This is a genomic window from Halostagnicola alkaliphila, from assembly GCF_055379965.1.
The window spans coordinates 139,414-162,684 of the sequence record NZ_AP043826.1; the positions used below are offsets into that span (position 1 = coordinate 139,414).

26 protein-coding genes and 1 tRNA gene are annotated in these 23,271 nt (G+C 61.2%); 15 read left to right on the forward strand and 12 right to left on the reverse strand.

Annotated elements, in window-relative coordinates:
• Positions 1-181: 181 nt before the first annotated feature.
• From ACZ5C7_RS05730 to tuf, 5 genes are all read right to left on the reverse strand, one after another.
• Complete coding sequence (locus ACZ5C7_RS05730; RefSeq protein ID WP_464375391.1) at positions 182-406, reverse strand: DUF7563 family protein; 225 nt, start codon at positions 404-406, stop codon at positions 182-184.
• Between the two features lie 168 nt (positions 407-574).
• A tRNA-Ala gene (locus ACZ5C7_RS05735) sits at positions 575-646 on the reverse strand.
• Between the two features lie 88 nt (positions 647-734).
• Positions 735-1,370, reverse strand: a complete 636-nt coding sequence (locus tag ACZ5C7_RS05740) for a rhomboid family intramembrane serine protease (protein WP_464375392.1) — start codon at positions 1,368-1,370, stop codon at positions 735-737.
• Positions 1,371-1,460: 90 nt separating this feature from the next.
• The gene (gene rpsJ, locus ACZ5C7_RS05745; RefSeq protein ID WP_049953579.1) at positions 1,461-1,769 is read right to left on the reverse strand and encodes a 30S ribosomal protein S10; all 309 of its coding nucleotides are present in this window, start codon (positions 1,767-1,769) and stop codon (positions 1,461-1,463) included.
• Positions 1,770-1,773: 4 nt separating this feature from the next.
• Positions 1,774-3,042: a translation elongation factor EF-1 subunit alpha gene (gene tuf, locus ACZ5C7_RS05750; RefSeq protein ID WP_464375393.1), complete on the reverse strand. Its 1,269-nt coding sequence runs from the start codon at positions 3,040-3,042 to the stop codon at positions 1,774-1,776.
• A 420-nt stretch (positions 3,043-3,462) separates the two neighbouring features.
• Here tuf and ACZ5C7_RS05755 point away from each other — a divergent pair, with 420 nt between their 5' ends.
• Positions 3,463-3,984 (forward strand): DedA family protein, encoded by a 522-nt coding sequence (locus ACZ5C7_RS05755; RefSeq protein ID WP_464375394.1) that lies wholly within the window; start codon positions 3,463-3,465, stop codon positions 3,982-3,984.
• Positions 3,985-4,026: 42 nt separating this feature from the next.
• Here the strand turns inward: ACZ5C7_RS05755 and ACZ5C7_RS05760 are convergent, their stop codons facing one another.
• The 5 genes from ACZ5C7_RS05760 to ACZ5C7_RS05780 form a co-directional block, all read right to left on the reverse strand.
• Positions 4,027-4,974 (reverse strand): homoserine dehydrogenase, encoded by a 948-nt coding sequence (locus ACZ5C7_RS05760; RefSeq protein ID WP_464375395.1) that lies wholly within the window; start codon positions 4,972-4,974, stop codon positions 4,027-4,029.
• The gene (locus tag ACZ5C7_RS05765; RefSeq protein ID WP_464375396.1) at positions 4,974-5,567 is read right to left on the reverse strand and encodes an amino acid-binding protein; all 594 of its coding nucleotides are present in this window, start codon (positions 5,565-5,567) and stop codon (positions 4,974-4,976) included. Before ACZ5C7_RS05765 ends, ACZ5C7_RS05760 begins: the two co-directional genes overlap by 1 nt.
• Positions 5,568-5,818: 251 nt before the next feature.
• Complete coding sequence (locus ACZ5C7_RS05770) at positions 5,819-6,184, reverse strand: NifU family protein (RefSeq protein ID WP_464375397.1); 366 nt, start codon at positions 6,182-6,184, stop codon at positions 5,819-5,821.
• A 162-nt stretch (positions 6,185-6,346) separates the two neighbouring features.
• Positions 6,347-7,735 carry an LVIVD repeat-containing protein gene (locus ACZ5C7_RS05775; protein WP_464375398.1) on the reverse strand — a complete coding sequence of 463 codons (1,389 nt, stop codon included), beginning with the start codon at positions 7,733-7,735 and terminating at the stop codon, positions 6,347-6,349.
• A 199-nt stretch (positions 7,736-7,934) separates the two neighbouring features.
• On the reverse strand, positions 7,935-8,915 hold the full coding sequence (locus tag ACZ5C7_RS05780) for an ROK family protein (protein ID WP_464375399.1): 981 nt from the start codon (positions 8,913-8,915) through the stop codon (positions 7,935-7,937).
• A 146-nt stretch (positions 8,916-9,061) separates the two neighbouring features.
• Between ACZ5C7_RS05780 and ACZ5C7_RS05785 the strand changes: the two genes are divergently transcribed.
• Positions 9,062-9,475: a hypothetical protein gene (locus ACZ5C7_RS05785; protein ID WP_464375400.1), complete on the forward strand. Its 414-nt coding sequence runs from the start codon at positions 9,062-9,064 to the stop codon at positions 9,473-9,475.
• A gap of 144 nt (positions 9,476-9,619) precedes the next feature.
• Here ACZ5C7_RS05785 and ACZ5C7_RS05790 read toward each other — a convergent pair whose 3' ends face one another.
• On the reverse strand, positions 9,620-10,075 hold the full coding sequence (locus ACZ5C7_RS05790) for a universal stress protein (protein ID WP_464375401.1): 456 nt from the start codon (positions 10,073-10,075) through the stop codon (positions 9,620-9,622).
• Positions 10,076-10,371: 296 nt separating this feature from the next.
• Between ACZ5C7_RS05790 and ACZ5C7_RS05795 the strand changes: the two genes are divergently transcribed.
• The 5 genes from ACZ5C7_RS05795 (at position 10,372) to ACZ5C7_RS05815 (ending at position 15,054) form a co-directional block, all read left to right on the forward strand.
• Positions 10,372-11,112, forward strand: a complete 741-nt coding sequence (locus ACZ5C7_RS05795; protein ID WP_464375402.1) for an SDR family NAD(P)-dependent oxidoreductase — start codon at positions 10,372-10,374, stop codon at positions 11,110-11,112.
• A 104-nt stretch (positions 11,113-11,216) separates the two neighbouring features.
• On the forward strand, positions 11,217-11,936 hold the full coding sequence (locus ACZ5C7_RS05800) for a TetR/AcrR family transcriptional regulator (protein WP_464375403.1): 720 nt from the start codon (positions 11,217-11,219) through the stop codon (positions 11,934-11,936).
• A 199-nt stretch (positions 11,937-12,135) separates the two neighbouring features.
• Complete coding sequence (locus ACZ5C7_RS05805; protein WP_464375404.1) at positions 12,136-13,107, forward strand: ABC transporter ATP-binding protein; 972 nt, start codon at positions 12,136-12,138, stop codon at positions 13,105-13,107.
• Positions 13,104-13,955 carry an ABC transporter permease gene (locus tag ACZ5C7_RS05810; protein WP_464375405.1) on the forward strand — a complete coding sequence of 284 codons (852 nt, stop codon included), beginning with the start codon at positions 13,104-13,106 and terminating at the stop codon, positions 13,953-13,955. The genes ACZ5C7_RS05805 and ACZ5C7_RS05810 overlap by 4 nt, the downstream gene beginning before the upstream one ends.
• A 208-nt stretch (positions 13,956-14,163) precedes the next feature.
• Entirely contained in the window at positions 14,164-15,054 is an 891-nt protein-coding gene (locus tag ACZ5C7_RS05815; protein WP_464375406.1) for a lysostaphin resistance A-like protein, read from the forward strand.
• A 61-nt stretch (positions 15,055-15,115) separates the two neighbouring features.
• Here ACZ5C7_RS05815 and ACZ5C7_RS05820 read toward each other — a convergent pair whose 3' ends face one another.
• Complete coding sequence (locus ACZ5C7_RS05820) at positions 15,116-16,348, reverse strand: digeranylgeranylglycerophospholipid reductase (protein ID WP_464375407.1); 1,233 nt, start codon at positions 16,346-16,348, stop codon at positions 15,116-15,118.
• 336 nt (positions 16,349-16,684) lie between these two features.
• On the opposite strand from ACZ5C7_RS05820, the gene ACZ5C7_RS05825 reads away from it, so the two are divergent.
• The 8 genes from ACZ5C7_RS05825 to ACZ5C7_RS05860 all read left to right on the forward strand — a co-directional run bounded on the left by ACZ5C7_RS05825 (position 16,685) and on the right by ACZ5C7_RS05860 (position 23,215).
• Entirely contained in the window at positions 16,685-17,089 is a 405-nt protein-coding gene (locus tag ACZ5C7_RS05825; protein ID WP_464375408.1) for a DUF2267 domain-containing protein, read from the forward strand.
• Positions 17,090-17,158: 69 nt separating this feature from the next.
• Positions 17,159-17,596, forward strand: a complete 438-nt coding sequence (locus ACZ5C7_RS05830; RefSeq protein WP_464375409.1) for a universal stress protein — start codon at positions 17,159-17,161, stop codon at positions 17,594-17,596.
• Positions 17,597-17,741: 145 nt separating this feature from the next.
• Positions 17,742-17,981, forward strand: a complete 240-nt coding sequence (locus ACZ5C7_RS05835) for a hypothetical protein (RefSeq protein WP_464375410.1) — start codon at positions 17,742-17,744, stop codon at positions 17,979-17,981.
• Between the two features lie 64 nt (positions 17,982-18,045).
• Positions 18,046-18,552 carry an Lrp/AsnC family transcriptional regulator gene (locus tag ACZ5C7_RS05840; RefSeq protein ID WP_464375411.1) on the forward strand — a complete coding sequence of 169 codons (507 nt, stop codon included), beginning with the start codon at positions 18,046-18,048 and terminating at the stop codon, positions 18,550-18,552.
• Between the two features lie 125 nt (positions 18,553-18,677).
• Positions 18,678-18,980, forward strand: coding sequence for a HalOD1 output domain-containing protein (locus ACZ5C7_RS05845; RefSeq protein WP_464375412.1), 303 nt, complete (start codon positions 18,678-18,680; stop codon positions 18,978-18,980).
• Complete coding sequence (locus ACZ5C7_RS05850; protein ID WP_464375413.1) at positions 18,964-19,164, forward strand: hypothetical protein; 201 nt, start codon at positions 18,964-18,966, stop codon at positions 19,162-19,164. The genes ACZ5C7_RS05845 and ACZ5C7_RS05850 overlap by 17 nt, the downstream gene beginning before the upstream one ends.
• A 158-nt stretch (positions 19,165-19,322) precedes the next feature.
• On the forward strand, positions 19,323-22,280 hold the full coding sequence (gene uvrA / locus ACZ5C7_RS05855; protein ID WP_464375414.1) for an excinuclease ABC subunit UvrA: 2,958 nt from the start codon (positions 19,323-19,325) through the stop codon (positions 22,278-22,280).
• 230 nt (positions 22,281-22,510) lie between these two features.
• Complete coding sequence (locus ACZ5C7_RS05860) at positions 22,511-23,215, forward strand: helix-turn-helix domain-containing protein (RefSeq protein WP_464375415.1); 705 nt, start codon at positions 22,511-22,513, stop codon at positions 23,213-23,215.
• Positions 23,216-23,271 lie beyond the last annotated feature (56 nt).

Sequence of the window (23,271 nt, forward strand, 5' to 3'; positions counted from 1 at the left end):
GCTGGATACGGCGCTCTACTCCCTTCATAGCGACCACTCCGATTTAATCGAAAATTCAGCACCACACGTCTGACACTGCTTCGGCTCTTTGACGTTACAGATCGTATCACAGTAGTCGCAAATGACGGCTGGAACGCCATCGACAACGAGCAGACTATTCGACGGGTACGCACTCGCTTGCTCACCCATCGATTCCACCTCCGTTCTCGCGATCGGGAGCGCGAACGGCGAGGCCAGCTCCGGATCCGCGGCTCAGTCGTCGGTACGAATCGCAGTTTCCACAGCGATGGGCTCGGTCATCGTCGTCGCCGAACACCCGACCGAACTTGTCGGTCACGTGGGTTCCGCAATTCTGACAAGTCGAATCGTTAACAGACGGCCAAGGTGCAACCGTCATGCCGAACACCCCGAATTTCCTTCGGTGAAATCGACAGCCTGCACGGGGGTGGATCCCGTACCGTTAATCAATCGATTTTCAAAGGGGTTTTCTACGCTCGAAGAGCGGTTGCATAATTCAGGGTTAGTCGCTAAGGACGCAACTATCCGGACAATTCGAAACGTGACAACAATCCGATGGACTCGCGGGGATTTGAACCCCGGGCCTCTTCCTTGCGAAGGAAGCGATCTACCACTGATCTACGAGCCCTCGAGCAAACCTAACTCTGGTTTCTATTTGAGGCTTGTGTTTCGGGGACGCCTCGAAAGCCCACAGCAACCGACCTCGAGCGCGCAGACTAAATCGTCGGCTGATCCAGCCGCGTCGACGACTCGGTCCGCAACACTCGAGCGCGTCCGGCGAGCAAGCCGACCAGAAATCCGGTAAAGTGTGCGATCAATGCGACGCCCGGTGCGAGTGTGGTGAGCGTCACGATCACGGCGAGTGCGAAGAAGACGACGTAGGTCACCCAGTTCGGGACGTCGATCACCGAGGCAAACCCGCTCGAGAGGCGGTTCCCAGCAACGAGATATCCGAGCAAGGCGAACACGGCACCGCTCGCACCCAGCACACCCGGAGCCGACCCGCCGATTCCCGCAATCGACATGATCCCGGACATCACCAGAACCTGTGAGATCCCCGCGATAGCGCCCGTGACGAGGAAAAAGGCGTGGAAACGAAGCCTGGTCGTCGCTCGAGCGATCGGCCAGCCGAAGAGCACGAGCGCGATCGAGTTCGATACCAGATGCCCGATACCGTTGTGGGCGTAGACGCTCGTCACGATCGTCCACGGATCGTTCGATATCGGCGGGGAGAGAACGAACAGTCCGCTCATCATGCCGAGAAGTTCCGTCACGAACTTCGCGGCGAGAACGATGAGAAAGACGACTAACAACTCAAAGATCGGACTCCCGTTCCCGGAGCGAGTCGACATACCTGTACTCCGAGGGCGAAATACAAAAGTCTGCACTCCGTACGCGGCTCGGTTTGAAGGTGAAAAAACGCGATCGGGATCGGCTTCGAGTTAGTCCTCGAGGACGATCTCGATCGAAACGTCGTTCGGCACCTGAATGCGCATGAGCTGACGGAGTGCGCGTTCGTCGGCGTCCAGATCGATCAGGCGCTTGTGGACGCGCATCTCCCAGTGCTCCCACGTCGCAGTCCCTTCGCCGTCTGGGGACTTCCGGGTTGGGATTTCGAGGGTTTTCGTTGGCAGTGGAATCGGTCCACTGAGGTTGACGCCGGTGTTGTTCGCAATCTCGCGGACGTCGTCACAGATGTCGTCGAGGTCTTCTGGACTCGTGCCCGCGAGTCGAACGCGTGCCTGTTGCATCTATTTACTTCTCGTTGACGTCGAGGACCTTTCCTGCCGCGATGGTCTGACCCATGTCGCGGATGGCGAAGCTCCCGAGTTCTGGTATTTCGCTCGATGGCTCGATGCTGAGTGGCTTTTGTGGTCGGATGGTGACCACAGCAGCGTCACCCGACTGGATGAAGTCGGGGTTCTCCTCGGCGACTTCGCCCGAGGCTGGGTCCATCTTCTTGTCGATGGATTCGATCGTACACGCGACCTGTGCGGTGTGTGCGTGGAAGACCGGGGTGTAACCCGCCGTGATCACGGAGGGGTGTTGCATGACGACGACCTGCGCCTGGAACGTCTCGGCGACGCTCGGTGGGTCGTCAGCCGGGCCACAGACGTCACCGCGGCGGATGTCGTCCTTGCCGAGGCCGCGAACGTTGAATCCGACGTTGTCACCGGGACCAGCTTCTGGCACTTCTTCGTGGTGCATTTCGATCGTCTTCACTTCGCCGCCCACGTCGCTGGGCTGGAAGGAGACGTTGTCGCCGATGTTCATGACACCGGTCTCGAGGCGTCCGACTGGGACGGTACCGATTCCGGAGATGGTGTAAACGTCCTGGATTGGGAGTCGAAGCGGCGCGTCCGTTGGCGGCTCGGACTCCGGCAGATCGTTAAGCGTCTCGAGGAGGGATCGGCCGTCGTACCACGGCGTGTTGTCCGACGTTTCGGCGATGTTGTCGCCTTCGAACGCCGAAATTGGGATGAACGAGTCGTCGTCGACCTGGAAGTTAACCTGATCGAGGAGCTGGTTGACTTCTTCGACGACATCGTTGTAGTCGTCCTCGGAGTAGTCGACGATGTCCATCTTGTTGATACCGACGATCAGTTTCTCGATACCGAGCGTTCGCGACAGGAAGACGTGCTCCTGAGTCTGTGGAGCGACGCCGTCGTCTGCCGCGACGACGAGAACTGCGTGGTCTGCCTGGGACGCGCCAGTGATCATGTTCTTGACGAAGTCCCGGTGGCCAGGCGTATCGACGATCGTGAAGTAATACTGATCGGTGTCGAACTCCTGGTGTGCGATGTCGATGGTGACACCACGTTCTCGCTCTTCGGCGAGGTTGTCCATGACGTAGGCGAACTCGAAGCCACCCTTGCCTTTCTCTTCTGCTTCTTCGCGGTGCTGTTCGATGACGTGCTCGGGTACGCTCCCCGTCTCGTAGAGGAGTCGCCCCACGAGCGTACTCTTCCCGTGGTCAACGTGGCCGATAATGGCCAAGTTCTGGTGTGGTTTGTCTTCGCTCATTGTTGTAGCTCACGCGCAAGGCGCTTATATCGGTCTCTTTTGGCAGTAGCGGTTAAAACCATTTCGAAAGCGTATTCGAACGAGCCCGGCTACGTCTGCCGGTTTGCGCCACGTTCACACGAACGAACGTGTCGGCGAAACCCCTTGAAGCAACCGTCGGCGTTCGCCAGTCCATCGAACTCGCGTCCGCCAATTGCCCTGGTTCCCACGGTATCGATGAACCCCGTGTAACAACCAGTTTCGGACCAATCAGCGTTTTCCAAACCTGAAACTGCGAATCTCGTTTTATATCGTCCGGCATCGTTCAAACATATGAAAGGAGTCGTAGAACGCACGGATCGTCTGGAGACGATTCGGTAGAGCCCGAGACCCGCCATCCGAACGAATCCCCCCTGACCGCACACGAATCCGCGAAATCCAATGTTCGAAATCCTCCACCCGCCATCGACGTTCACCGATGGATCGATCGCGCTCCTCGGACTCCCCGTCCTGTTCGTGATCTTCACCTTGAAGGGGGCCTTCATCGGGAAGGTGTTTCCGACGAGCGTCTTCCTCCCTGGGTACGTCATCGCAAGCGGCGCGACGTATCTCCAGATCGGGATCATCACCGTCGTCGTCTCCATCGGGTACATGGTCGGCCAGTTCGCCATCTTCGTCGGGAGCAGACGCTACGGACCGCTGTTCGTGACTCGAGTGCCATATACGACCCTGGAGCCGGAGTCCACGCAGTTCGAGCGCTTCGATAGTTGGTTCGACAAATACGGCGGCCCGTCGATCTTCGTGACGAACTTCATCCCCTGGGTTCGGGGGCTGCTCACCATCCCCGCCGGCGCGAGCTCGTATTCGATGACCAGATACACGGTCCACATGGGAACGTCGACGCTGCTCTATCACGTCCTGTACGTCGGGATCGCACTCGTCGGGTTCCACTTCGTGTCGTGATCGGCGACTAATCACTACGAGAAAGCAGCCTACCGACCGCAACTACAGTTCCGGCAGACGACCAACGTCCGAGAGCACAGCCGTTGCCGTCTCGGGGCCGCCCGCACCGCGACCGCTCGAGGCCAGCGACCCCGCGTGTCGCGTCTCGATCTGGACGATGTTCTGCGTACCGGTCACCGCGAGTGCGCCGTGTTCGGGGACCAATCGTGGCCCGACGCGCACGCTGTCACGAGTCGCCTCGCCGATGAGTCGGATCGTTCGGCCGTCTTCTGCGGCCAACTCGAGTGCGCTTCCGGGGATGTTTTCGATTCCGTCGACGGTAGCGTCCTCGAGCGAAAAGCCCCCGTCGTTCAGGACGTTCGCGAGGATGACGAACTTAAGCGCCGCGTCGGTGCCGTCGACGTCGAACGACGGGTCGGCTTCGGCGACGCCCAGATCCTGCGCTTCGGTGAGCACGTGTTCGTAGTCCAGTCCTTCCGCGGCCATCCGGGTGAGGATGAAGTTTGCGGTACCGTTGAGGACGCCGCGAACGGCGGTGACCGCCTCTGGTGTGCAGTCTTCGATGGTCGAGAGGACGGGGATCGCGCCGCCGACCGTCGCTTCGAACCGGATCGAACCGGCGCTCGCGGAGACGAGTTCCTGCAGTTCTTCGTACCGTTCTGCGACGGGGCCTTTGTTCGCTAGGACGACGTGTCGGTCGGCCTCTAATGCACGTTTCGTGTGCGTGAATCCGGGCTCCGCATCGCCGAGTGTCGTCGGTGTGACCTCGACGAGGACATCGTAGTCGGTCTCGAAGACGACCTCCGGATCGTGATCACCGACGGGGTTACCCCCGGCTTTCCGCTCGAGGACGCTCTCGACGTCGATACCGCTCTCGTCGACCGCCGCGGTACTCGAGTCGGCAAGCGCGACGACGTCGTGCCCGTACTCGCCCGCGAGGTTGACGACGGACGTACCGACGGAGCCGGCACCCAAGACGGCGAGTCGCATCAGGCCTCACCTCCGGGAAGCGGTTCGACGACGGTGAGATCCTTCGTCGCGCCGATGGATCGAATCGACTCGAGCACCTCGTCGGCTCGGCCGGTATCGATCGCGAGTCGGAGTCGCGCGCTGGCGGTCCCTTTCGTTCCGTCGGGAGCCGCCAGCGAAAGGTCGAGGACGACGGCGTTCGCTTCGGTTTCGATCGCAGAGAGCGTATCCGAAAGATCGGTATCGACGACGTGGCCGATGAGGACGACAGAGACCTCTCCCCCGTAGCGTTCGGCACCAGCCTGGATGACGTTGACGCCGCCCTCGCGGAGCGATTCGACGACATCTTCGAACCGATCCGGCGGGCACTCGAGGTCGACTTCGACGGGGATGTGTCCGCGCGGAGTGATGTTCCCGCGCTCGTGGTGAATACTGAGAAGATTGCCGCCGTTTTTCGAAATCGGCTCGAGCGCGCGAAGCAACTCGCCGGGTTCGTCGACGAGCTCGAGGCGGACGGTGTAGGCACGAAGGCCGCCGTCGGCGCTCGGTTCGGCGGACGCTGCCCCGTCTACTGTGCTGGATTCGGTGTCGTCGGGGACGGACGAATCACCCATCGTCGGCACCTCCCCGAAGGCGTCTACACGTCGTCATAGTCAGTATCTGAGTAATGGGCGGGTAAAAACGTATAGTCGTTCCCAAAACTGTCCGGCCTCGCTAACGCCTACCACACACTGTCCGACGGTTGGCCGATAGCGTCATCGCAGTGGGTCGAAGCGACAGCAATCGGATCTCGAGTGCAACAACGGATAGCACCGAGAACGCCAATCGGCGACTCGAGTCCGGCTACCTCGTCTCGTCCGATTACCTACAGATGGTCCTCGCCGGGGTTCGACGACCCCCAGTCACCGCGGCCGCCCTCCGTTCGGTCGATTCCCATGATCGATTCTGCCTGGTCGGGGCCGCCGAGTTGGTCTCGAGCGTCGGGAACCCGAACGGTGATATCCTCGATTTCGTCCCATTTGAGGAGTTCCGCTTCGATGTTACCCGTCGTCACGTCGCTCACCGAACAGCCGCTACAGCCGCCGCCGAGTTCGATGATCACTTCGCCGGTGTCCGGGTCCGCCGCCCGAACCGCGCTGGTCCCACCGTGCATCTGGATGATCGGCATTTCCCGAGCGAGCCACTTTTCGACGCGCTCGTGGAGCGACGATTCCTCCTGGGATTCACTCATTGGTCCCACTAGTGTCTCGAGGAAAGAATACGTTCCGCTGCGTCCGAACGATAGTGAAGGTTTCGGCGGCTGATTCGTTCGAGCCGTCGAATCGACCATCGTTCGTCCGATCGACGGCCACTCTCGTCCGAATCGACGGTCACTCGTCGTCCGAATCGACGGTCACTCGTCGTCCGAATCGAAGACGTCCGAGTCGGTTAGCGACGGGGGATCGGCCTGTTCACCGGACTCGATCGGAAACGTGTACAGCCCGCTCTCCGGCCCGTCCGTGTTCGTGTAGGCAGTGGTGCTCGCGACGAACGACTCGCCGGGCTCGAGCACGCGAGCAGTCCAGAAAGAGGCGTCCATCGGCTCGCGCCACCAGGCGACTTCCTCGGGGGACTCGAGATCCGAGAGGTCGTGGATCTTCACGCCGCCTTCGTACCACGACGAGTAGAGCTCCCCGTCCCGCAACTCGAAGTTGTGCGAGGTCGTCCACGGTTCGCCGTCGTACGATTCGTCGTACCCCTCTGGGGCGTCGATCGTCGACCGATAAATCGGATCGGTCGGATCGGACAGATCGTAGAGATCGATACCGCCTGCGCCCGTCGCCCCCTCGAGACCGGTCTCCCAGCTCTCTCGGCCGATCGCGAGTATCTCGCCGGTGTCGTCGACTGCGGAGTAGTGGTCGTTTCCGGGCAGTCCGAGCTGCGCGTCGCTGATCTCCGATCGGGTATCGTACTCGAGTTGCGTCTCGAGGTCGGTATCGAGGAGCCTCGAGACGAACTGCGGGTCGGCGGGGTCGCTCACGTCGAGCAAGAACGTTCCCGCGTTCCAGTATGCGAGCACCGCGAGGTCGTCGCGGACGTACACGTCGTGGAGATAACGGAGGATCCAGTCGACGTCCGCCCACTCCGGGTCGTACTCGAGCAGGGACCAGCGCCCGATCTCCTCGATGCTGTCTCCCGAAATGTCGAAGACGACGAGCGGGTTCGTCGGCGCGTCAGCGATGCTGTCGTCGAGAGTCGAACCGCCGCCGGCGCTCGAGTCGTCGGTAACGTAGTTCGCGACCACGTAGAGGAGGTCGCCGTCGACGAAGCAGTTGTGGATGTGATAGCCGGTTTCGTACGGTTCGGCCGCGAGAGCCGGCTCCGCGGGATCGCTCACGTCGTAGACCAGAAAGCCGTGAAAGACGTTTCCCATCCCCTCGTTCGCCGGGCCGGGAACCACGAGTCGTTCGTTGCCGACTTTCACGTCGAGGATGTCCAAGAACGGTTCGCCCTCGAACTCGCCCGCGTTTTCGTCCTCGAGGAGGTTCTTCGGCTCGACCAGCACCGTTAGATCTTCCGGGTCGGTCACGTCGACGGTTGCGAACCCGTCGACGCTTGCTACGTAGGCGGTCTCGCCGTCGTCGCCGACCACGGCTTCCGCGGCACCCTCGAGCGAGGTGCTATCGAGGGGCTCGTAGAGGGGTTCAGAAACGTCCTCAGGGCCGGTGTCGAACAGACAGCCGGCGACCGAGAAGGACAGTCCCGCGCCGCCGGTCGCCCGCAGGACGGTTCGTCTTCGCATACTGTCAAAGCCGGGCGCTGCGACCAATAATGCACCGCCTCGCAAACGCGGTCATTGACTCGCGAACCTCGACGGATACCCCGAGTGGAAAAAGGGTGTCGTCGCGCACCCAGCGTTCTCACCCTAGTTCCGCGCCATCATCAGTTCTGCCGTCCTCGTCTCAGTCCCGCACGCTCATCTCAGTTCCGCTGTCCTCGTCTCAATCGCTCTCGAGCCGGCGCCGGTCTCCGGTTCCGGCCGTCAGCGCGCTCGCGATGGCACCTTCGACGACGACGTCGTCGCCGTGATCGGTGACCCGAATCTCGGGAACGTTCGTCATCACCATCTCCGAGACGCGTTCGCGAATCGGGTCGACGACGAGTTCCTCGTTGTGCAACGCGACGGCGCCGCCGAAGGAGACGAGGATGGGTGCGAACGAGTGGATGATGTTCGTCACGCCCATGGCGTTCCAGTGGGCGAGTTGCTCGATAGTGTAGTCGGCCAGTTCGTCCTCGCCGGCCAGATCGAAGACGTCTTTCGCGGAAAAATCGGGGTCCTCAAGCGGGAGATCGGTCGAAATCGTCGGGTCGTCTTCGGCGAGCAGTCGGGTGTAGTCCGGGATCGCGTTCCCCGAACAGTAGGCTTCCCAGTGGCCGTCCCGGCCGCAACCGCAGGTGAGGCGCTCCCGCGGATCGATAACGCAGTGGCCGATCTCGCCGACGTTGCCGTCCCACCCGTCGAGGACTTTCCCGTCGCAGCAGACGCCGGCCCCGATCCCCGACGAGAGCGTGACGTAGACCATGTCGTCCGGATTTCGATCCGCGTGAAAGCGCTCGCCGATGACTCCCGCCGCGGTGTCGTTATGGAGATACACCTCCTCGGTCTCGAGGAGCTTCGAAATCGGACCCGTCAACGGGATGCGATCGATGGTGTTCGGAAGGTTCGCCGGGTCGATGACGGTCCCTTCGGCGAGGTCGAACGGACCGATCGAACCGATGCCGGCGGCGACGACCTGTTCTGGGTCGATCCCCGCTTCGTCACACGCGTTTCGTACCGTCGCTAGAATCCCTTCGGTGACGTCGATCCCGGTCGGGCCCCGCGGTGTCGCGCCCTGACTCCGACCGATGATCGTTCCGTCATCCGTAGCGACGACCGCACGCACGTTCGTCGCGCCGAGATCGACGCCCGCGTAGTAGACCATTCCTATCGTATTGACAGCCGCGGCGTTACTTAAGTTACCAGTTTACTCGTGAGCGAGTGAGTCAATCTCACGAATCGAGTGCTCGAACGCGTCGTTTCGGAGCGCCTACCGCCAGACCCATGGTAACAAACAACAAATATACACACATGGCCACAGACGATACACCGAGCGATCGAGCCACGAGCTGCACCGACGCGGAACTCGAGGCGCTCCACGAGGTCGAACTCGGTTTGGAATGGGTTCAGCGGGGCCAGGGGTACCTAATCGAGTTCCATCACGCGACGGGACACGGAATGGATCACCTCCGCCGTGCGGAGATCCTTCTCAGGGAATCCGGCAACGAGACGCTCGCGGACACGATCCGCGACGAACTGTTACACCGGGGCGTCGTCGACGACGAGCGCTGGTCGTACGACGTCCTCGAGGACTTTCAGGGAACCTTGCTCGCGGAGACCGTCGACTTCGAGCGACGAGTGCGGCGCGAACTCGTCGACGGGAAGCGACACGTCCCCGAGCGGGTTCAAGAACGGGAGTGGAAACGCAGAGCTGGACGGTGGTAAGGAGTCATACGGTTTACTGTCAGTCATTTCCGACACAACCGCAGGACTGGACGCGGTTGCGCCGGTGGACTCGCTCCGCTCCTCCACCGAGGCTCGTCTCACACGGTTCGACTCACCGCCGGTAAATCGGTACAGTAATCCGTATCAGTCGTCGCCGCGGACGAACGTGACCGGAGCCGGCGAGGACAGCAGGATGTCCTGTGCGGTCGAGCCGAACACCGCCTTGCCGGCCGGGGATCGTTTCCGCCCGCCGACGACGACTCGATCGGCGTCGACGGTCTCCGCTAGGTTGACGATCGTCTCGCCGTGGTCGCCGACCGCACCGCGGACGTCGTAGGAAACGTTGTGATCCGAGAGCACGCTCTCGAGATCGCGGATCGTTGCGTGGTGGCTTGCGACATCGTCAGCGCTGAAGTCTTCGCGCGACTGATCGAAGTCGAGTCGACTACAGACTTCTTCGTACTCGTCTTGCGTGAAAACGTGTGCGAGAACGACCGTTGCATCCGCTGGTGCAGCGACATCGACGACAGTCTGTGCGAGCGCATCGATTCGGTCGGAGTCGGTCGGACCGACGGCTAATAAAATCGTATCGAGCGACATACAACCGAAAACTCACCCCACCCGCTTAAACGTTAACTGACTATCGAGTACTGAGGGTCGCGAGCGCCGACGGCGCGCGCTCGAGACACGAAGTCAACTCGTGACGCGGTTCAATACTCGAGACGCGGCGCTCTGAATTCCCAGACCCGGTAACTGGGTCCGAGACTCGAGAAGCGGACCGAAAACGGCGAACGGACCGAAAACGGCGAACGGATCGAGAACGCAGTTACTCGCCGCCCCCGTTTCCCAGTAGCCGAATGCAATACTTCTAACCCACCAGCGAGCGGACGAGGCGTATGAACGGACCGGATCTCACGGACCAGGTCGTCCTCGTCACCGGCAGCGGGCGAGGTGTCGGACGGGAACTTCTGCTAGCGACTGCCGAATGCGGCGCGAAAACTGCCGTTCACTACCACACGAGCGCCGACGAGGCTCGAGGCGTTGCGGCCGCCGCCAGCGAACGCGGCGCGGCCGAGTCGATGACGGTGCAGGGAGACGTCACCGACCCCGATTCCGTCGACGGACTCGTCTCGGCCGTCGAATCGGAACTCGGCTCGGTCGATGTGTTGGTGAACAACGTCGGCGACTTCGCGCCATCCCACTGGGAAGAGATCGACCTCGAGACGTGGAATCGGGTGCTCGAGACGAACCTCAACGGCACTGCCCTCTGTTCGAAGCGGGTCCTCCCCGAAATGCGCGAGGCCGGCTACGGCCGAATCGTCAACGTCGGCTACGCCTCGAGCGATCGGGCCATGGTGAATCCGAAGAACTTCCCGTACTTCGTCGCCAAAACCGGCGTCCTCCAGTTCACGAGAATGCTCGCCGCCGACACGCAGGACGACGGGATCACCGTCAACGCCATCTCGCCGTACGTCGTCGAAAATTCGGACGAATTTCCCGAGAAGTTGCCTCGAGGGCGGCCCGCGAGCTTCGAGGACCTGATCCGACCGCTGTATTTCTTCCTCGATCCCGAAAACGAGTACGTGAGCGGCGAGAACGTCGAAGTCGACGGCGGATGGTTGCCCGAGCAGGTGTAGCCGTGCGAGACGCCGCGGTTCGTCGGCGGCGATTCGACCGGAGCGGACTCGAGGTCTCCGGGAGCACTCAATAGAGGTGTGGCGGGGTGAAATCGTCCTCTCGCGTGGCGAGCGCGTCTATCGCGACGGTTTCGCCGGACGACGAGTCAGGTGAACCGTTCAAGTCGCTTCAGCAGTTACCTCCCGGTACTACCGACCACGAAATGACGACCTCACACTCTCCGTCGATTCCGGACGACACGTACGAAGAACTCATCGAAGCGACGGTCGCCGCGCTGTACAAAAAAGGCTACGCGGATCTCGGAGTTCGAGATATCGACGCCGAGTTCAGCAAAAGTCGACAGCTCATCAACCACTATTTCGACGGAAAAGACGAACTGATAACGGAGCTCTTGTTGTACCTCCTCGAGTTCGACGAAGAGCCGCTCGAATCGTCGGACAGCGATCCGGTGGCGAAATTGAGCGAAGAGATCGACAATATACTGCTCGGGTCGAACATGAACGACGACGAATTTTGGATGTTCATGACCGTAATCTACGATATCCAATCTCAGGCCCACCACAACCCAGATCATCGAGAACTCATCAACCAGATATCCGACGAATACATCGAGCACGTGACCGAGATCATACGGGACGGAATCGATCGGGGAGTCTTTACCGACGTAGATCCCGTTCGAACGGCGAGAATTATCGACGACCTGATCACCGGCGCACACATTAGGAAGATCAATCTGGGCCAGGACGACGCGCCCGCGGAGACTCGAGAGACGATCGACGAAATTGTGATCTCTCGAGTGTTGCTGGACTCGTCGGCGGAGTGACCGAGCGGTCGTTCGTTTCCGTCGATTACGTTCGAGACACAGACGGAGATTTTTTACCCACCTCCGTGGAAGTGAGTGGGACCTCTCGAGTCGAGAGCGGCGTTCTCGAAGTGGCTGCGAACGAGAAATTCCGCCGTCTGAGGAAGATGCAGAGGGGAAGTAGCAACCTATTTGCCGATCGGAAAACTACCGGTGGAATATGCAGGCAATTCACACAAAAGCACTCGCTCGAGAGTTCGGGACCATAACGGCGGTCGACTCCCTGGATCTGGAGGTCCACGAAGGGGAGATTTACGGCTTCCTCGGGCCGAACGGTGCCGGGAAGTCGACGACGATCAACATGCTTCTCGGATTCACGCCGCCGTCGTCGGGATCCGGAACGGTACTCGGGCACGACATCGAGGGCGAATCGCTCGCCGTTCGGCAGTCGATCGGCGTGCTTCCCGAAGATTTCGGGATGTACGAGCGCCTGACCGCTCGAAAGCACGTCCAGTTCGCCGTCGACACGAAAGGAGCCGACGACGATCCCGACTCCCTTCTCGAGCGCGTCGGGCTCGCCGACGCGGCCGACCGAAAAGCCGGCGGGTTCTCCACCGGGATGAAACAACGCGTCGCGCTCGCGATGGCGCTCGTCGGCGATCCCGACCTGCTCGTCCTCGACGAACCGTCCTCCGGACTCGATCCAAACGGCGCCCGAGAGATGCGCGAGATCATCCGGTCGGAGAACGAACGCGGAACGACGGTCTTCTTCTCGAGCCACATCATGGAGCAGGTCGAGGCGATCTGCGATCGCGTGGGGATCATGCGCGACGGACGGCTCGTCGCCGAAGACACCATCGATGCGCTCAAAGACCAGTTCGCGGCCGACTCTCGATTGATCGTGACCGTCGACGCCGTCGAGAACGGCGTCGTCCCCGCGCTCGAGTCGCTGGAGGGAGTCACGGACGTGTCCGTCGACGGCACGGCGATCTCCGCCGCACTGACCGACTCGAGGCGGAAGGCGCCGGTCATCAACACCGTCGAAGAAACCGGGGCCGTCGTCACGGACATCACGAGTGAGGAGGCGTCGCTCGAGGACCTGTTCGCGGCGTTCACGAACGATTCCCACTCACCGGCCGATAGCCCGCCGCGCGAGCAGACCGTCGTCACCGAGGAGGAAAGCAGCGCATGAGCTGGATCCACGTCGCCCGCAAGGACTTCGAGGACGCGATTCGATCGATGATGCTGTGGGCGCTGTCCGTCCTCATGATTCTGACCGTCGCGGGAATCTCGGCGATACCGCACCTCCTTCACATCCCGGGCGAGGGACCGGCACCCGGATTCGACGAAGCGATGAGCTTCATGTTCACGTGGATGACCTTGATGATCTCGGTTATCGGACTCGTCGTCGGCTATCAGGCGATCGTCAAAGAACGCGAGTCCGGAAGTATCCGATTCCTTCTCGGGCTTCCGAACACCCGCCGAGACGTCGTCGTCGGAAAGGTTCTGGGACGGGCCGCCGTCGTCGCCGTCCCGACGGCGATCGGCTTTCTCGTCGGCGCGGTCGTGATCGGTCTCCTCTACGACGGCTTCGTTGTCGCCGACTACGTCGGACTATTCGCCTTCTCGATCCTCATGGGACTCGTGTACGTTTCGGTGGCGGTCGGCGTCTCCGCGGCCGTCAGCACGCGTGCGAAGGCCGTCGCCGGAGTCCTCGGCATCTACGTCGTCTTCGATTGGATCTGGTGGGCCGTTCCGATGGGGATCTACTGGCTCCTAGAGCGCGAGCTTCCGGGTGCCACCGACCTTCCCGCGTGGTACCTTCTCATCGAACGATTCGGCGTCTGGGAGCCCTTGGGCGCGATTTCGAGCGCACTCGTTGACATCCCGGGCGTCGAAGCCGTTTCGACGGCCGATCGAATCGCCGGCGACGTCCCGTTTTACCTCGAGACCTGGTTCGCCTGGGTGTTCGTCGCAGCGTGGATCATCGTCCCGCTCGGAATCGGCTACTACCGATTCAATCGAGCGGTGTTGAGCTAACCCCAAAACCCAAATGCGCGTTTCACGATTACACCGCCGAATCGCCCCGGGCCGAACGAAGGGCTCGACCGGGAACGTCGAAGAGCGGAAACGGCCAAGGACGAGAACGGCCGAGAGCGGAAACAACCCGTCGGATCCGTTGGGAGGTCTGCTCGAACGGATCCGAACGACTCGTTGCAGAGCCGATATCGAACGAAAGTGATTCGAGATGACTGATTCGCGTCACGTCCGAACGGATGGTTCCGGCGGAGACCGACCCCAGGATGTTGCCGGTCACCGCCTCTCGCTGTTCTGGCGAATTACGGCCATGTTCGTCGCCGTAACGGTGATCTGGCTCGTCATCCAGTACGTGAGCCGAGCGGCCTTCGGCGCGGGCTACGATCGTGCCGGACACGTCGTGTCGGCCGTCCTCGCCACCGTCCTAACCGTTCCGGTGGTCGTACTGGCCCGCCGCGCTCTCGACCGACGCCCGTGGGCCGGGCTGGGACTCTCCCCGCTTCGTTCCGGTTGGCGGTCGTTCCTGATCGGCACGGCGTGTTACCTGCTCCCCGCGACCGTCGGGTTGACGGCAGTCGTGGCGCTCGGATGGGTCGAAATTACCCTCGGGACATCCCTCAGCGAGCTACTCCTGCTCGTCGCCAGCCTGATGGTGCTCGTGTTTCTCTACGAGGCGTTTCCCGAAGAGCTGGTGTTCCGCGGATACCTCTATCGAAACCTCGCTATCGCGTTTCCACAGCGATTGGCAGTAGGCGGTCAGGCGGTCCTGTTTACCCTCTGGGCGGTCGCCATCGGGGCCGCGCCCACGGTCGAACGCGTCGTGATCTTCCTCGCAGTGGCCGCCGTGCTCGGGCTGATCCGAGCCATCACCGGCGACGTCTGGGCGTGTATCGGCTTTCACGTCGCCTTCCAGACCGTCCAGCAGTTGTTCGCCGGCGGGTGGGCAGGCGACGCGTTCGTCGTCACTAATCCGGGAACGCTCGAGATGATCGCGTTCGGAATCGTTCCCTTCACACTCTCGCTTCTGGTGCTCGAACTATTCGTGGAAGACGAAACGGACTGGGGTGAACCAGAAGTCGTCGACGGAGGCTCGATTGAGTGAGGATGTTGGGGAAGAACGGAGAATCAGCAGGAGAGAACCGCGAGTCGTTCGAACGGCGCGACTACCGGCCGAGACGCTGCCGGGCGAACGTCGCGAGCAACGGAAGATCGCCGGGAGTCAGCAGTTGTAGAATTGCGCGTTTGCTCCCTTTGTTAGCCTTCGCGAGCGTGTCCTCGTCCAGACTCGAGAGATCCGCCATCAGCTGATCGTAGCGATCGTTCGACGCGAGATAGAGCAGTTCCGTCATCAGAAGTCGCGAATCCATGTTAGGTGCGACGTCTCGATGCCAGAGGGTCTCGTAGACCTCGAGGTTCTCGGCGGTCGGCTCGAGTTCGCCGTGTTTGAGACAGGCGTCGGCCGCGGTCGCGGCGGCCCGGCCCGAGCGCATGCACTTGTTGATCCCCTCACCCCAGAGCGGGTCGACGGTCGGAACGGTATCGCCGATGGCCATGAATCGGTCCGTGTACAGTTGCCCCGGCATCTGGATGTGCGCCGAGCCGCGGTGTTGTTTCCCCTCGAGTCTCGAAGCGTTGGCGAACCGCGGGTCGGTGTCGAGCCAGTGTTGGAGGTAGTCGTCGATGCTGAAATCGTCCCGCGCGTAGTTCTGGTGGCTGTCGTTTTGGATGTAACAGAGGCCGACCTTGGCCGTGTCCTCGCCCGTGTGGAAGATCCACGAGTACCCTCCGGGTGCGAGGTCGTGGTCCAGTCGAAGCATCATCGCGTCCGTTAGATCCGCGTACCCCTGTCGGTCGATCTCGATCCCCTCGAGTTCGTACTCGATCCCGATGGCGTGGTTCTGACGCTCGAGTTCGCTGACCCCGAGTTTCTTCGCGAGCGGTGCGCTCGGCCCCGTCGCGTCGATCACGACGTCGGCGTACACCTCCTCGGAACCGTTGTATCGGACGCCGATCGGTGTCCCGTTCTCCGTGATCGGTTCCGTAACGTGGGCGTCGAAGATGTACTCGGCACCCTCCTCCTGACTGTCCGCGACCAGATAGCGTTTGAAGTCGGCGAACTCGAGGACCGCGCCCGGCTGCTGTCGGACGTAGTAGTCGTTGGGCGATTCGAGGACCACGTTCTCGGTGTAGTTCATCACGACGTCGTCGGGTATCCCGAACGCGGACATCATCGACGGGAAGGTGCCGGCGGTCGATTTGTTCGACTGTCGCGGGAACTCGTCTTCGACCTCCGTCTCGAGGACGGCTGTGTCGTAGCCCCGCGCCGCGAGATCGCGCGCACACTGGGCCCCAGCGGGGCCTGCGCCGGCGATCACCACATCGTACTCGTCGTTCATGTTATCCCGACTATCCCGAACGATAAAGAGTGTACCTTGTCCGGGATCGGTGAGGTATCCCCTCTCAGTGGGCGGTGCTCGACGACGGATTCCAGGGGTGGACCGGGTCCCCCCGCCGTCACGTCGGGAGTTTGTAGTTCGTAGCGACGAGTATAAATCACATCAAAAATCATACGATATCAACCCTTGTCCCAGTTTTCCCTGCATATCGCGTGCTCGAGCGAGCTACTCGAGTTTCGGTTCGGAGATGCAAGCGGCCGATCCGCGGGTCGAATCCAGCCAGTGGAGCCCGCCCCTGCGCTATATACCGCTTGGCGGTGTGACCACCAGCGACGGATGAACTACAAGGAATTCACCGGACAGGTCCAACACAGGCTCGAGCTCGCAGAGCTTGGCGAGGCGGTCCGCGCGATCCGGGCAACCCTGACGACGCTTGGCGAGCGACTCCACGAAGGCGAGGCGACCGATCTCGCCAGTCCGCTCCCGATGGAGATCGATCGGTACCTCACCGAAGCCGAGCACGGACAGCGCTTTGACTACTCGGAGTTCCTCGATCGAGTCGCCGAGCGCGAAGGCGTCGATCGCTCCGACGCCAACTACCACGCCCAACAGATCATGGCGGTCATCGCCGAGGACACGCCACCGGGGAACCTCGAGAAAGCGCGGAACCAGTTGCCCGAGGATTTCGACGGACTGTTCGAGGCGGTCGATCACGAAGCCGACGAAGCGAGCGAGGAGTAACCGAAGCGATAGAAGCGACATCGTTTATATCGGTTGACAAACGATAGACGGACAGCAGTCAGATCCACAATGTACGACCGCATTCTCGTCGCAATCGACGACAGCGATTCCGCGGAGAACGCCCTCGAGCACGCTATCGATCTCGCGAAGAGCACCGACGCGATCGTCAACGTGCTCACCGTCGTCGAAACGACGACGTCGCCGATGTCCTTCGGCGTCGACGAAGTCGGCGAACTCAACGAGGCCGCGAACCGGTTGGTCGAAGGGACGCGCGGGGCCTACGACGGTGACGACCTCGAGATTCGCGTCGACGTCTTGCGAGGGAAACCGACTGACACCATCCTCGAGTACGCCGAGGAGATCGACGCGGACCTGCTCGTCGTCGGCCAGCGCGGAACGAGCGGACTGACGGGGGCGATAATCGGCAGTACGACCGAACGACTTTCCAAACTGACGACAACCCCGATGACGATCGTTCCGGGCCCGGAATCGGCCGACGAAAGCTGACGTATCGAACCTCGAGGCGGAGCCAGCGTTCGGCGCTGAAACGACGCTGGATTGGAATGATACTGATTTGAAACGGTGCTATTGCTGAAACGATGCTGGAACACGACGGGTCCAGGCTTATCCGGATAGTTTCGTTACATCCAGTATGACCGCTCCACTCACCGACGACGATGTCGGCAAAGCAGTCGTCGACGCCGAGGGGAAGACGCTGGGAATCGTCTCGAGCGTCGAGGACGACACCGCGTTCGTCGATCCGAATCCGAGCATGCTCGAGCAACTGCTCTCGAAAATCGGAATGGAGGATACGGACGGAGAGGATTACACCGTGACCGAGGATATGCTCGAGTCGGTCGGCGAGGAGATCGTTCTCCGGGGGGAGATTTGAGAGTGATCGCTCAGGAACGGCGCGCTCGAGCGACTACGGAACGAGAAGTTGGAAAAAACCCAACATGGTAGCACTCGAACTGGATGCCATGGAACTCGATGAAACGGACCGAGCTATTCTCTACCTCCTGCAACAAGAGATGCGGACGAACCTCAGCCACGGGGATATCGCCGAAAAGATCGACGTTTCCTCGAGCACCGTCGGGAATCGGATCCGACAGCTCAAAGAAGAAGGGATCCTTCAGGACTGTCAACCGAAGATCAATTACGAGGAAGCGGGCGTTCCACACCACATTCTGTTCGTCTGTACGGCCCCGATCGCAGAACGTACGGAGTTCGCCAGGGAGGCGACCGAAATCGACGGAGTGGTCAACGTTCGAGAACTACTCACCGGACAACGAAACCTCCACGTGGAAATCGTCTGTCTCGATGCCAAGAGTATCGAAACGGTTGCAGAGGAGTTAGACGACCTCGGCCTCGAGATAGAAATGTCCGAAATCCTTCGAGAAGAGTACTCGCAACCGTTCAATCATTTCGGCTCGACGTTGGTAGATGGATCAGACGAATCGTAGGACGCCCCGACCGTCATAACCCCGATTTTTCACAGTGGTCGCTAACCAGAATTGATCTTCTCTGCTGGCATAACGAGATGGAATTGTTCACAGCCCTTATACGTCTATACGGCCTTATTCTGATGATGGTAACCCACCCTCCACAGGATGAAAATCCGCAAGATTCGGTGTCGGTACAAATCGTCAAGGAGGTCGCCGCTCACGAGGGGATCGATCCGGTCGACGTCTCGCCGCCGCTTCACACCGTCGTCAACACCAGTGCACTGGATTCACTGTTCGATCCGACGACCACTACACACCAGCGCACCGGACGAATCACGTTCGCCTATCGCGGTCACACGGTGGTCGTCGTGAACGACGAGGGCGTCGAAGTCGGCATTCGAGGGGGTAACCGACCCAACGACAATCACGATGAAGTACTGTCATAACTGCGAGTGGTCCGTCCACGAAACGGACGGCTACACCGCGCGAGAACGGTCAGAACAGGCGCTCGATCATCATCTCGAAACGGGTCACACGGTCGACTCGAGCGAATCCGCGATTCAGCCGCAGGTACCGTCGGTCTGTGAAGAGATTCTTCTCGAAGAGTTGCTGGAACCGACGACGTTTTAACGTATTTTGCAGGCCGACGAAACGAGGGGAAAGAGCGACGCGTGTCGCTACTTGATAGCTACAGCGACGGTCAGTACGGCCGGTTCAACGTTCACTTTCACTCCGGCCGATCCCGTAACCGACAGCCCTTCATTTCTGGGGCAGTTGCCAACGTCTAGATGAGCAAAGAGTACATCGAGGTGCGGGGTGCAGAGGAACACAACCTCAAGGACCTCGACGTCTCGATTCCCCGCGAGTCGTTTACCGTCGTCACCGGCCTTTCGGGGTCGGGCAAATCCTCGCTGGCGTTCGAAACCGTCTACGCCGAAGGCCAGCGTCGGTACATCGAGAGCCTCTCGGCGTACGCCCGAAACTTCCTCGGGCAGATGGACAAACCGCAGGTCGAGACCGTCGAAGGCCTCTCCCCTGCGATTTCGATCGACCAGAAAAACGCCGCGAACAACCCGCGATCGACGGTCGGGACCGTCACGGAGCTGCACGACTACCTCCGGCTGCTGTACGCCCGCGTGGGCACGCCACACTGTCCCGAATGCGGCCGCGAAGTCGGCGAGCAAAGCGCCCAGAACATGGTCGAACGCATCCTCGAGCTTCCCGAGGGAACGAAGGCGAAGCTCGCGGCACCCGTCGTTCGCGACCAGAAGGGTGCCTTCGAGGACTTATTCGACGAACTGGTCTCTGAGGGGTACGCCCGCGTCGAAGTCGACGGCGAGGAACACGATCTGAGCCTGGAGAACCCGGACCTCGACGAGAACTTCGACCACACGGTCGACGTGATCGTCGACCGAATCTCGGTCTCGACGGAGAATCGGCCACGGATCATCGACAGCGTCGAAACGGCGCTCGAGGAAGCCGACGGCGTCATGAAAGTGATTTTGCCGGATGCACCCGAAGACATCGAGCTCGGTTCCGAATCGCGCTCGACCGGCGCGCTCGGCGACGAAGCCGGCGACGACGACCGGCTTGTCGTCGAGTTCTCGAAGGATCTCGCCTGTACCCACTGCGGGATCGACGTTCCCGAGATCGAGACGCGGAGCTTTTCGTTTAACTCGCCCCACGGCGCCTGTCCCGAGTGCGAGGGCCTCGGCGAGGCCAAGGAGGTCGACGAGGATCTCGTGGTTCAGGACGAGACAAAGACCCTGAAAAACGTCTTCGAACCCTGGAGCTACAACCGCTCGTACTACCAGACCAGACTCGACGCCGTCTCCGAGCATTTCGACGTCTCGCTGTCGACGCCGTTCGAAGAACTCGACGAAGACGTCCAGCAAGCGTTTCTCTACGGCACGGACGAGCAGGTGCTGTTCAAGCGCCGGACGAAAAACGGCACCCGGCGCAAGCGAAAGCGCTTCGAAGGCGTTATCCCGAACCTCGATCGCCGATACCTCGAGACCGACTCGGACTCGACTCGAGAGCACATCGAGGACTACATGAGCGTCACCGAGTGTCCGGCCTGTGACGGAACGCGTCTCAAGCCGGCCTCGCGTGCCGTGCTGGTCGACGACACGACGATTACGGATATCAACGCCGCGAGCATCGGCGACGCGCTCGGCCACTTCGAATCGATGGAAGCCGACCTCTCCGAACGCGAGAAGGTCATCGCCGAGGAGATTTTAAAGGAGATCCGCGCCCGCCTCGGATTCATGTGCGAGGTCGGCCTCGAGTACCTTACGCTCGATCGGGAGGCCTCGACGCTTTCCGGCGGAGAGAACCAGCGCATTCGATTGGCAACGCAGATCGGCTCGGGGCTGGTGGGCGTACTCTACGTCCTCGACGAGCCCTCCATCGGGCTCCACCAGCGGGACAACGACCGACTGCTCGACACCTTAGAAGAGCTTCGGGACCTTGGGAACACCCTGATCGTCGTCGAACACGACGAGGAGACGATGCGCCGGGCCGACAACGTGATCGACATGGGGCCCGGCCCGGGCAAGCGCGGCGGCGAGGTCGTCGTCAACGGCCCCGTCGAGGAGCTCAAAGATTGCGAGGAGTCGATCACCGGGGACTACCTCTCCGGACGCAGGGCGATCCCGGTGCCCGAAGAACGACGCGATCCCGAGGGTGCGCTGACCATTCTCGGCGCTCGCCAGCACAATCTTGACAACCTCGACGTCGACATTCCACTCGGCTGTTTCACCGCGATCACGGGCGTCTCGGGCTCCGGAAAGTCGACGCTCATGCACGACGTTCTCTACAAGGGACTCGCCCGACAGATGAACGACAACACGAGCGTTATTCCGGGTGAGCACGACTCGCTCGAGGGGCTCGAGGAAATCGAGACCGTGCGGCTGATCGACCAGTCGCCGATCGGGCGAACGCCGCGGTCGAACCCGGCGACCTACACGAACGTCTTCGACTACGTCCGCGAGCTGTTCGCCGAGACCAAACTCTCGAAACAGCGCGGCTACGAGAAGGGGCGGTTCTCCTTTAACGTCAAAGGCGGCCGCTGCGAGGAGTGCGGCGGCCAGGGAACGGTGAAGATCGAGATGAACTTCCTCTCGGACGTCTACGTCCCCTGCGAGGAGTGTGGTGGAGCACGGTACAACGACGCCACGCTGGACGTCACCTACAAGGACAAGACGATCGCCGACGTCCTCGAGATGTCCGTCGAGGAGGCCCACGACTTCTTCGAGTCCTCGAGCCAGATCCGTCGTCGGCTCAAACTCCTGAAAGACGTCGGGCTGGACTACATGAAACTCGGCCAGCCCTCGACGACGCTTTCCGGCGGAGAGGCCCAGCGGATCAAACTCGCCGAGGAGCTCGGCAAGAAGGATTCGGGCGAGACGCTGTACCTGCTCGACGAGCCCACAACGGGGCTTCACTCGGAAGACGAGCGAAAGCTGATCGACGTGCTTCACCGCCTGACCGACAACGGCAACACGATCGCCGTCATCGAACACGAACTCGACCTCGTGAAAAACGCCGACCACGTCATCGACCTCGGCCCCGAAGGCGGCGAACACGGCGGCGAGATCGTCGCGACGGGAACGCCCGAAGAGATCGCTCGACTCGACGCCTCACACACGGGCCGATATCTCCGAGATCTGCTGCCAGCCGTGGATCTCGAGGGGCCTCGAGGCGAACGCGTCGATCCCGTTACGGCACCGACGGACGACGACTGATACGGTCTGGTGAACTATTTAGCCGCACCCGAAGGCGGGTCGCGGGTGTGCCGGTACTTGCCTACAGTCGTCGTATGAATCGGATCGCTACTTTGCGGGTTACCGTCCTTCCGGTACCGGAGCGGGAGCATTCCACCGTTAACGGAGCGGAAGTAGTACGGTGAAAGATCGTTTTTCGTTCAGTTGGGAATTCGTAATGGTTATCATTGGTAGCATTGTACGCTAATCGCATGCGGTATGTGACATACGTTCTCAAGCCACACCAGGGATACTTCGATCGGGGAGAACAGCGGTTGCGTGAGCGGGGAATTACGTTCGAGACGATTCAGGACATCGACCGGCTCACCGACGATACCGTCATCATGCGAAAGGAACTTCGCGGCGGTAAGGGGGATGTCCGGCGCTACCTCGAGAAGGGGGGTTCGAACGTCATCGACTTCCAACTCACGAGAGTCGGCACCGGGACGATCCTCCAACTGCACTACGAACCGAGCGATCTCACGCGAGAATTGCTCGACATCCACCGGCGGTACGCCGTGTTGTTGGATTATCCCCTCGAGTACACGGGACCCGAGAACCGGTGGCTCCGCGTCTCCGAGGTCGGCCCCGAGGAGGAGCTACGGGGACTGATCGAAGAAACGCGATCGACGATCGACGTCGAAATCGAGCGCCTCGGAAGCTACGAACCCACCGACCGACGCGCGTTCGCCGACCTCACGGATCGCCAGCGGGAAGTGTTGCGACTCGCCGTCGAAGCTGGATACTACGAGGAGCCACGACGGGTGACCTACGAAGATATCGCTGCCAAACTCGGCTGTTCGCCGGGAACCGTCGGACAACACCTCCGACGGATCGAAGCTCGACTCATGTCCACGATCGTCGCCGGGAGCGGTTCCGAGCGAGAAAGCGCCCCCGCGACGGGATCGTCGCGGTGACTCCCCCGGAAACCGTGGAATTCGACGGTTACGTCGACGAGTTCGAAGCGAACGGA

Excerpts from the sequence above, each read along its gene's own strand:
- ACZ5C7_RS05740 (WP_464375392.1), bottom strand. The coding sequence starts at position 1,370 with ATGTCGACTCGCTCCGGGAACGGGAGTCCGATCTTTGAGTTGTTAGTC.
- rpsJ (WP_049953579.1), bottom strand. The coding sequence starts at position 1,769 with ATGCAACAGGCACGCGTTCGACTCGCGGGCACGAGTCCAGAAGACCTC.
- tuf (WP_464375393.1), bottom strand. The coding sequence starts at position 3,042 with ATGAGCGAAGACAAACCACACCAGAACTTGGCCATTATCGGCCACGTT.
- ACZ5C7_RS05755 (WP_464375394.1), top strand. The coding sequence starts at position 3,463 with ATGTTCGAAATCCTCCACCCGCCATCGACGTTCACCGATGGATCGATC.
- ACZ5C7_RS05760 (WP_464375395.1), bottom strand. The coding sequence starts at position 4,974 with ATGCGACTCGCCGTCTTGGGTGCCGGCTCCGTCGGTACGTCCGTCGTC.
- ACZ5C7_RS05765 (WP_464375396.1), bottom strand. The coding sequence starts at position 5,567 with ATGGGTGATTCGTCCGTCCCCGACGACACCGAATCCAGCACAGTAGAC.
- ACZ5C7_RS05770 (WP_464375397.1), bottom strand. The coding sequence starts at position 6,184 with ATGAGTGAATCCCAGGAGGAATCGTCGCTCCACGAGCGCGTCGAAAAG.
- ACZ5C7_RS05775 (WP_464375398.1), bottom strand. The coding sequence starts at position 7,735 with ATGCGAAGACGAACCGTCCTGCGGGCGACCGGCGGCGCGGGACTGTCC.
- ACZ5C7_RS05780 (WP_464375399.1), bottom strand. The coding sequence starts at position 8,915 with ATGGTCTACTACGCGGGCGTCGATCTCGGCGCGACGAACGTGCGTGCG.
- ACZ5C7_RS05785 (WP_464375400.1), top strand. The coding sequence starts at position 9,062 with ATGGCCACAGACGATACACCGAGCGATCGAGCCACGAGCTGCACCGAC.
- ACZ5C7_RS05790 (WP_464375401.1), bottom strand. The coding sequence starts at position 10,075 with ATGTCGCTCGATACGATTTTATTAGCCGTCGGTCCGACCGACTCCGAC.
- ACZ5C7_RS05795 (WP_464375402.1), top strand. The coding sequence starts at position 10,372 with ATGAACGGACCGGATCTCACGGACCAGGTCGTCCTCGTCACCGGCAGC.
- ACZ5C7_RS05805 (WP_464375404.1), top strand. The coding sequence starts at position 12,136 with ATGCAGGCAATTCACACAAAAGCACTCGCTCGAGAGTTCGGGACCATA.
- ACZ5C7_RS05810 (WP_464375405.1), top strand. The coding sequence starts at position 13,104 with ATGAGCTGGATCCACGTCGCCCGCAAGGACTTCGAGGACGCGATTCGA.
- ACZ5C7_RS05815 (WP_464375406.1), top strand. The coding sequence starts at position 14,164 with ATGACTGATTCGCGTCACGTCCGAACGGATGGTTCCGGCGGAGACCGA.
- ACZ5C7_RS05820 (WP_464375407.1), bottom strand. The coding sequence starts at position 16,348 with ATGAACGACGAGTACGATGTGGTGATCGCCGGCGCAGGCCCCGCTGGG.
- ACZ5C7_RS05825 (WP_464375408.1), top strand. The coding sequence starts at position 16,685 with ATGAACTACAAGGAATTCACCGGACAGGTCCAACACAGGCTCGAGCTC.
- ACZ5C7_RS05830 (WP_464375409.1), top strand. The coding sequence starts at position 17,159 with ATGTACGACCGCATTCTCGTCGCAATCGACGACAGCGATTCCGCGGAG.
- ACZ5C7_RS05835 (WP_464375410.1), top strand. The coding sequence starts at position 17,742 with ATGACCGCTCCACTCACCGACGACGATGTCGGCAAAGCAGTCGTCGAC.
- ACZ5C7_RS05840 (WP_464375411.1), top strand. The coding sequence starts at position 18,046 with ATGGTAGCACTCGAACTGGATGCCATGGAACTCGATGAAACGGACCGA.
- ACZ5C7_RS05845 (WP_464375412.1), top strand. The coding sequence starts at position 18,678 with ATGGTAACCCACCCTCCACAGGATGAAAATCCGCAAGATTCGGTGTCG.
- ACZ5C7_RS05850 (WP_464375413.1), top strand. The coding sequence starts at position 18,964 with ATGAAGTACTGTCATAACTGCGAGTGGTCCGTCCACGAAACGGACGGC.
- uvrA (WP_464375414.1), top strand. The coding sequence starts at position 19,323 with ATGAGCAAAGAGTACATCGAGGTGCGGGGTGCAGAGGAACACAACCTC.
- ACZ5C7_RS05860 (WP_464375415.1), top strand. The coding sequence starts at position 22,511 with ATGCGGTATGTGACATACGTTCTCAAGCCACACCAGGGATACTTCGAT.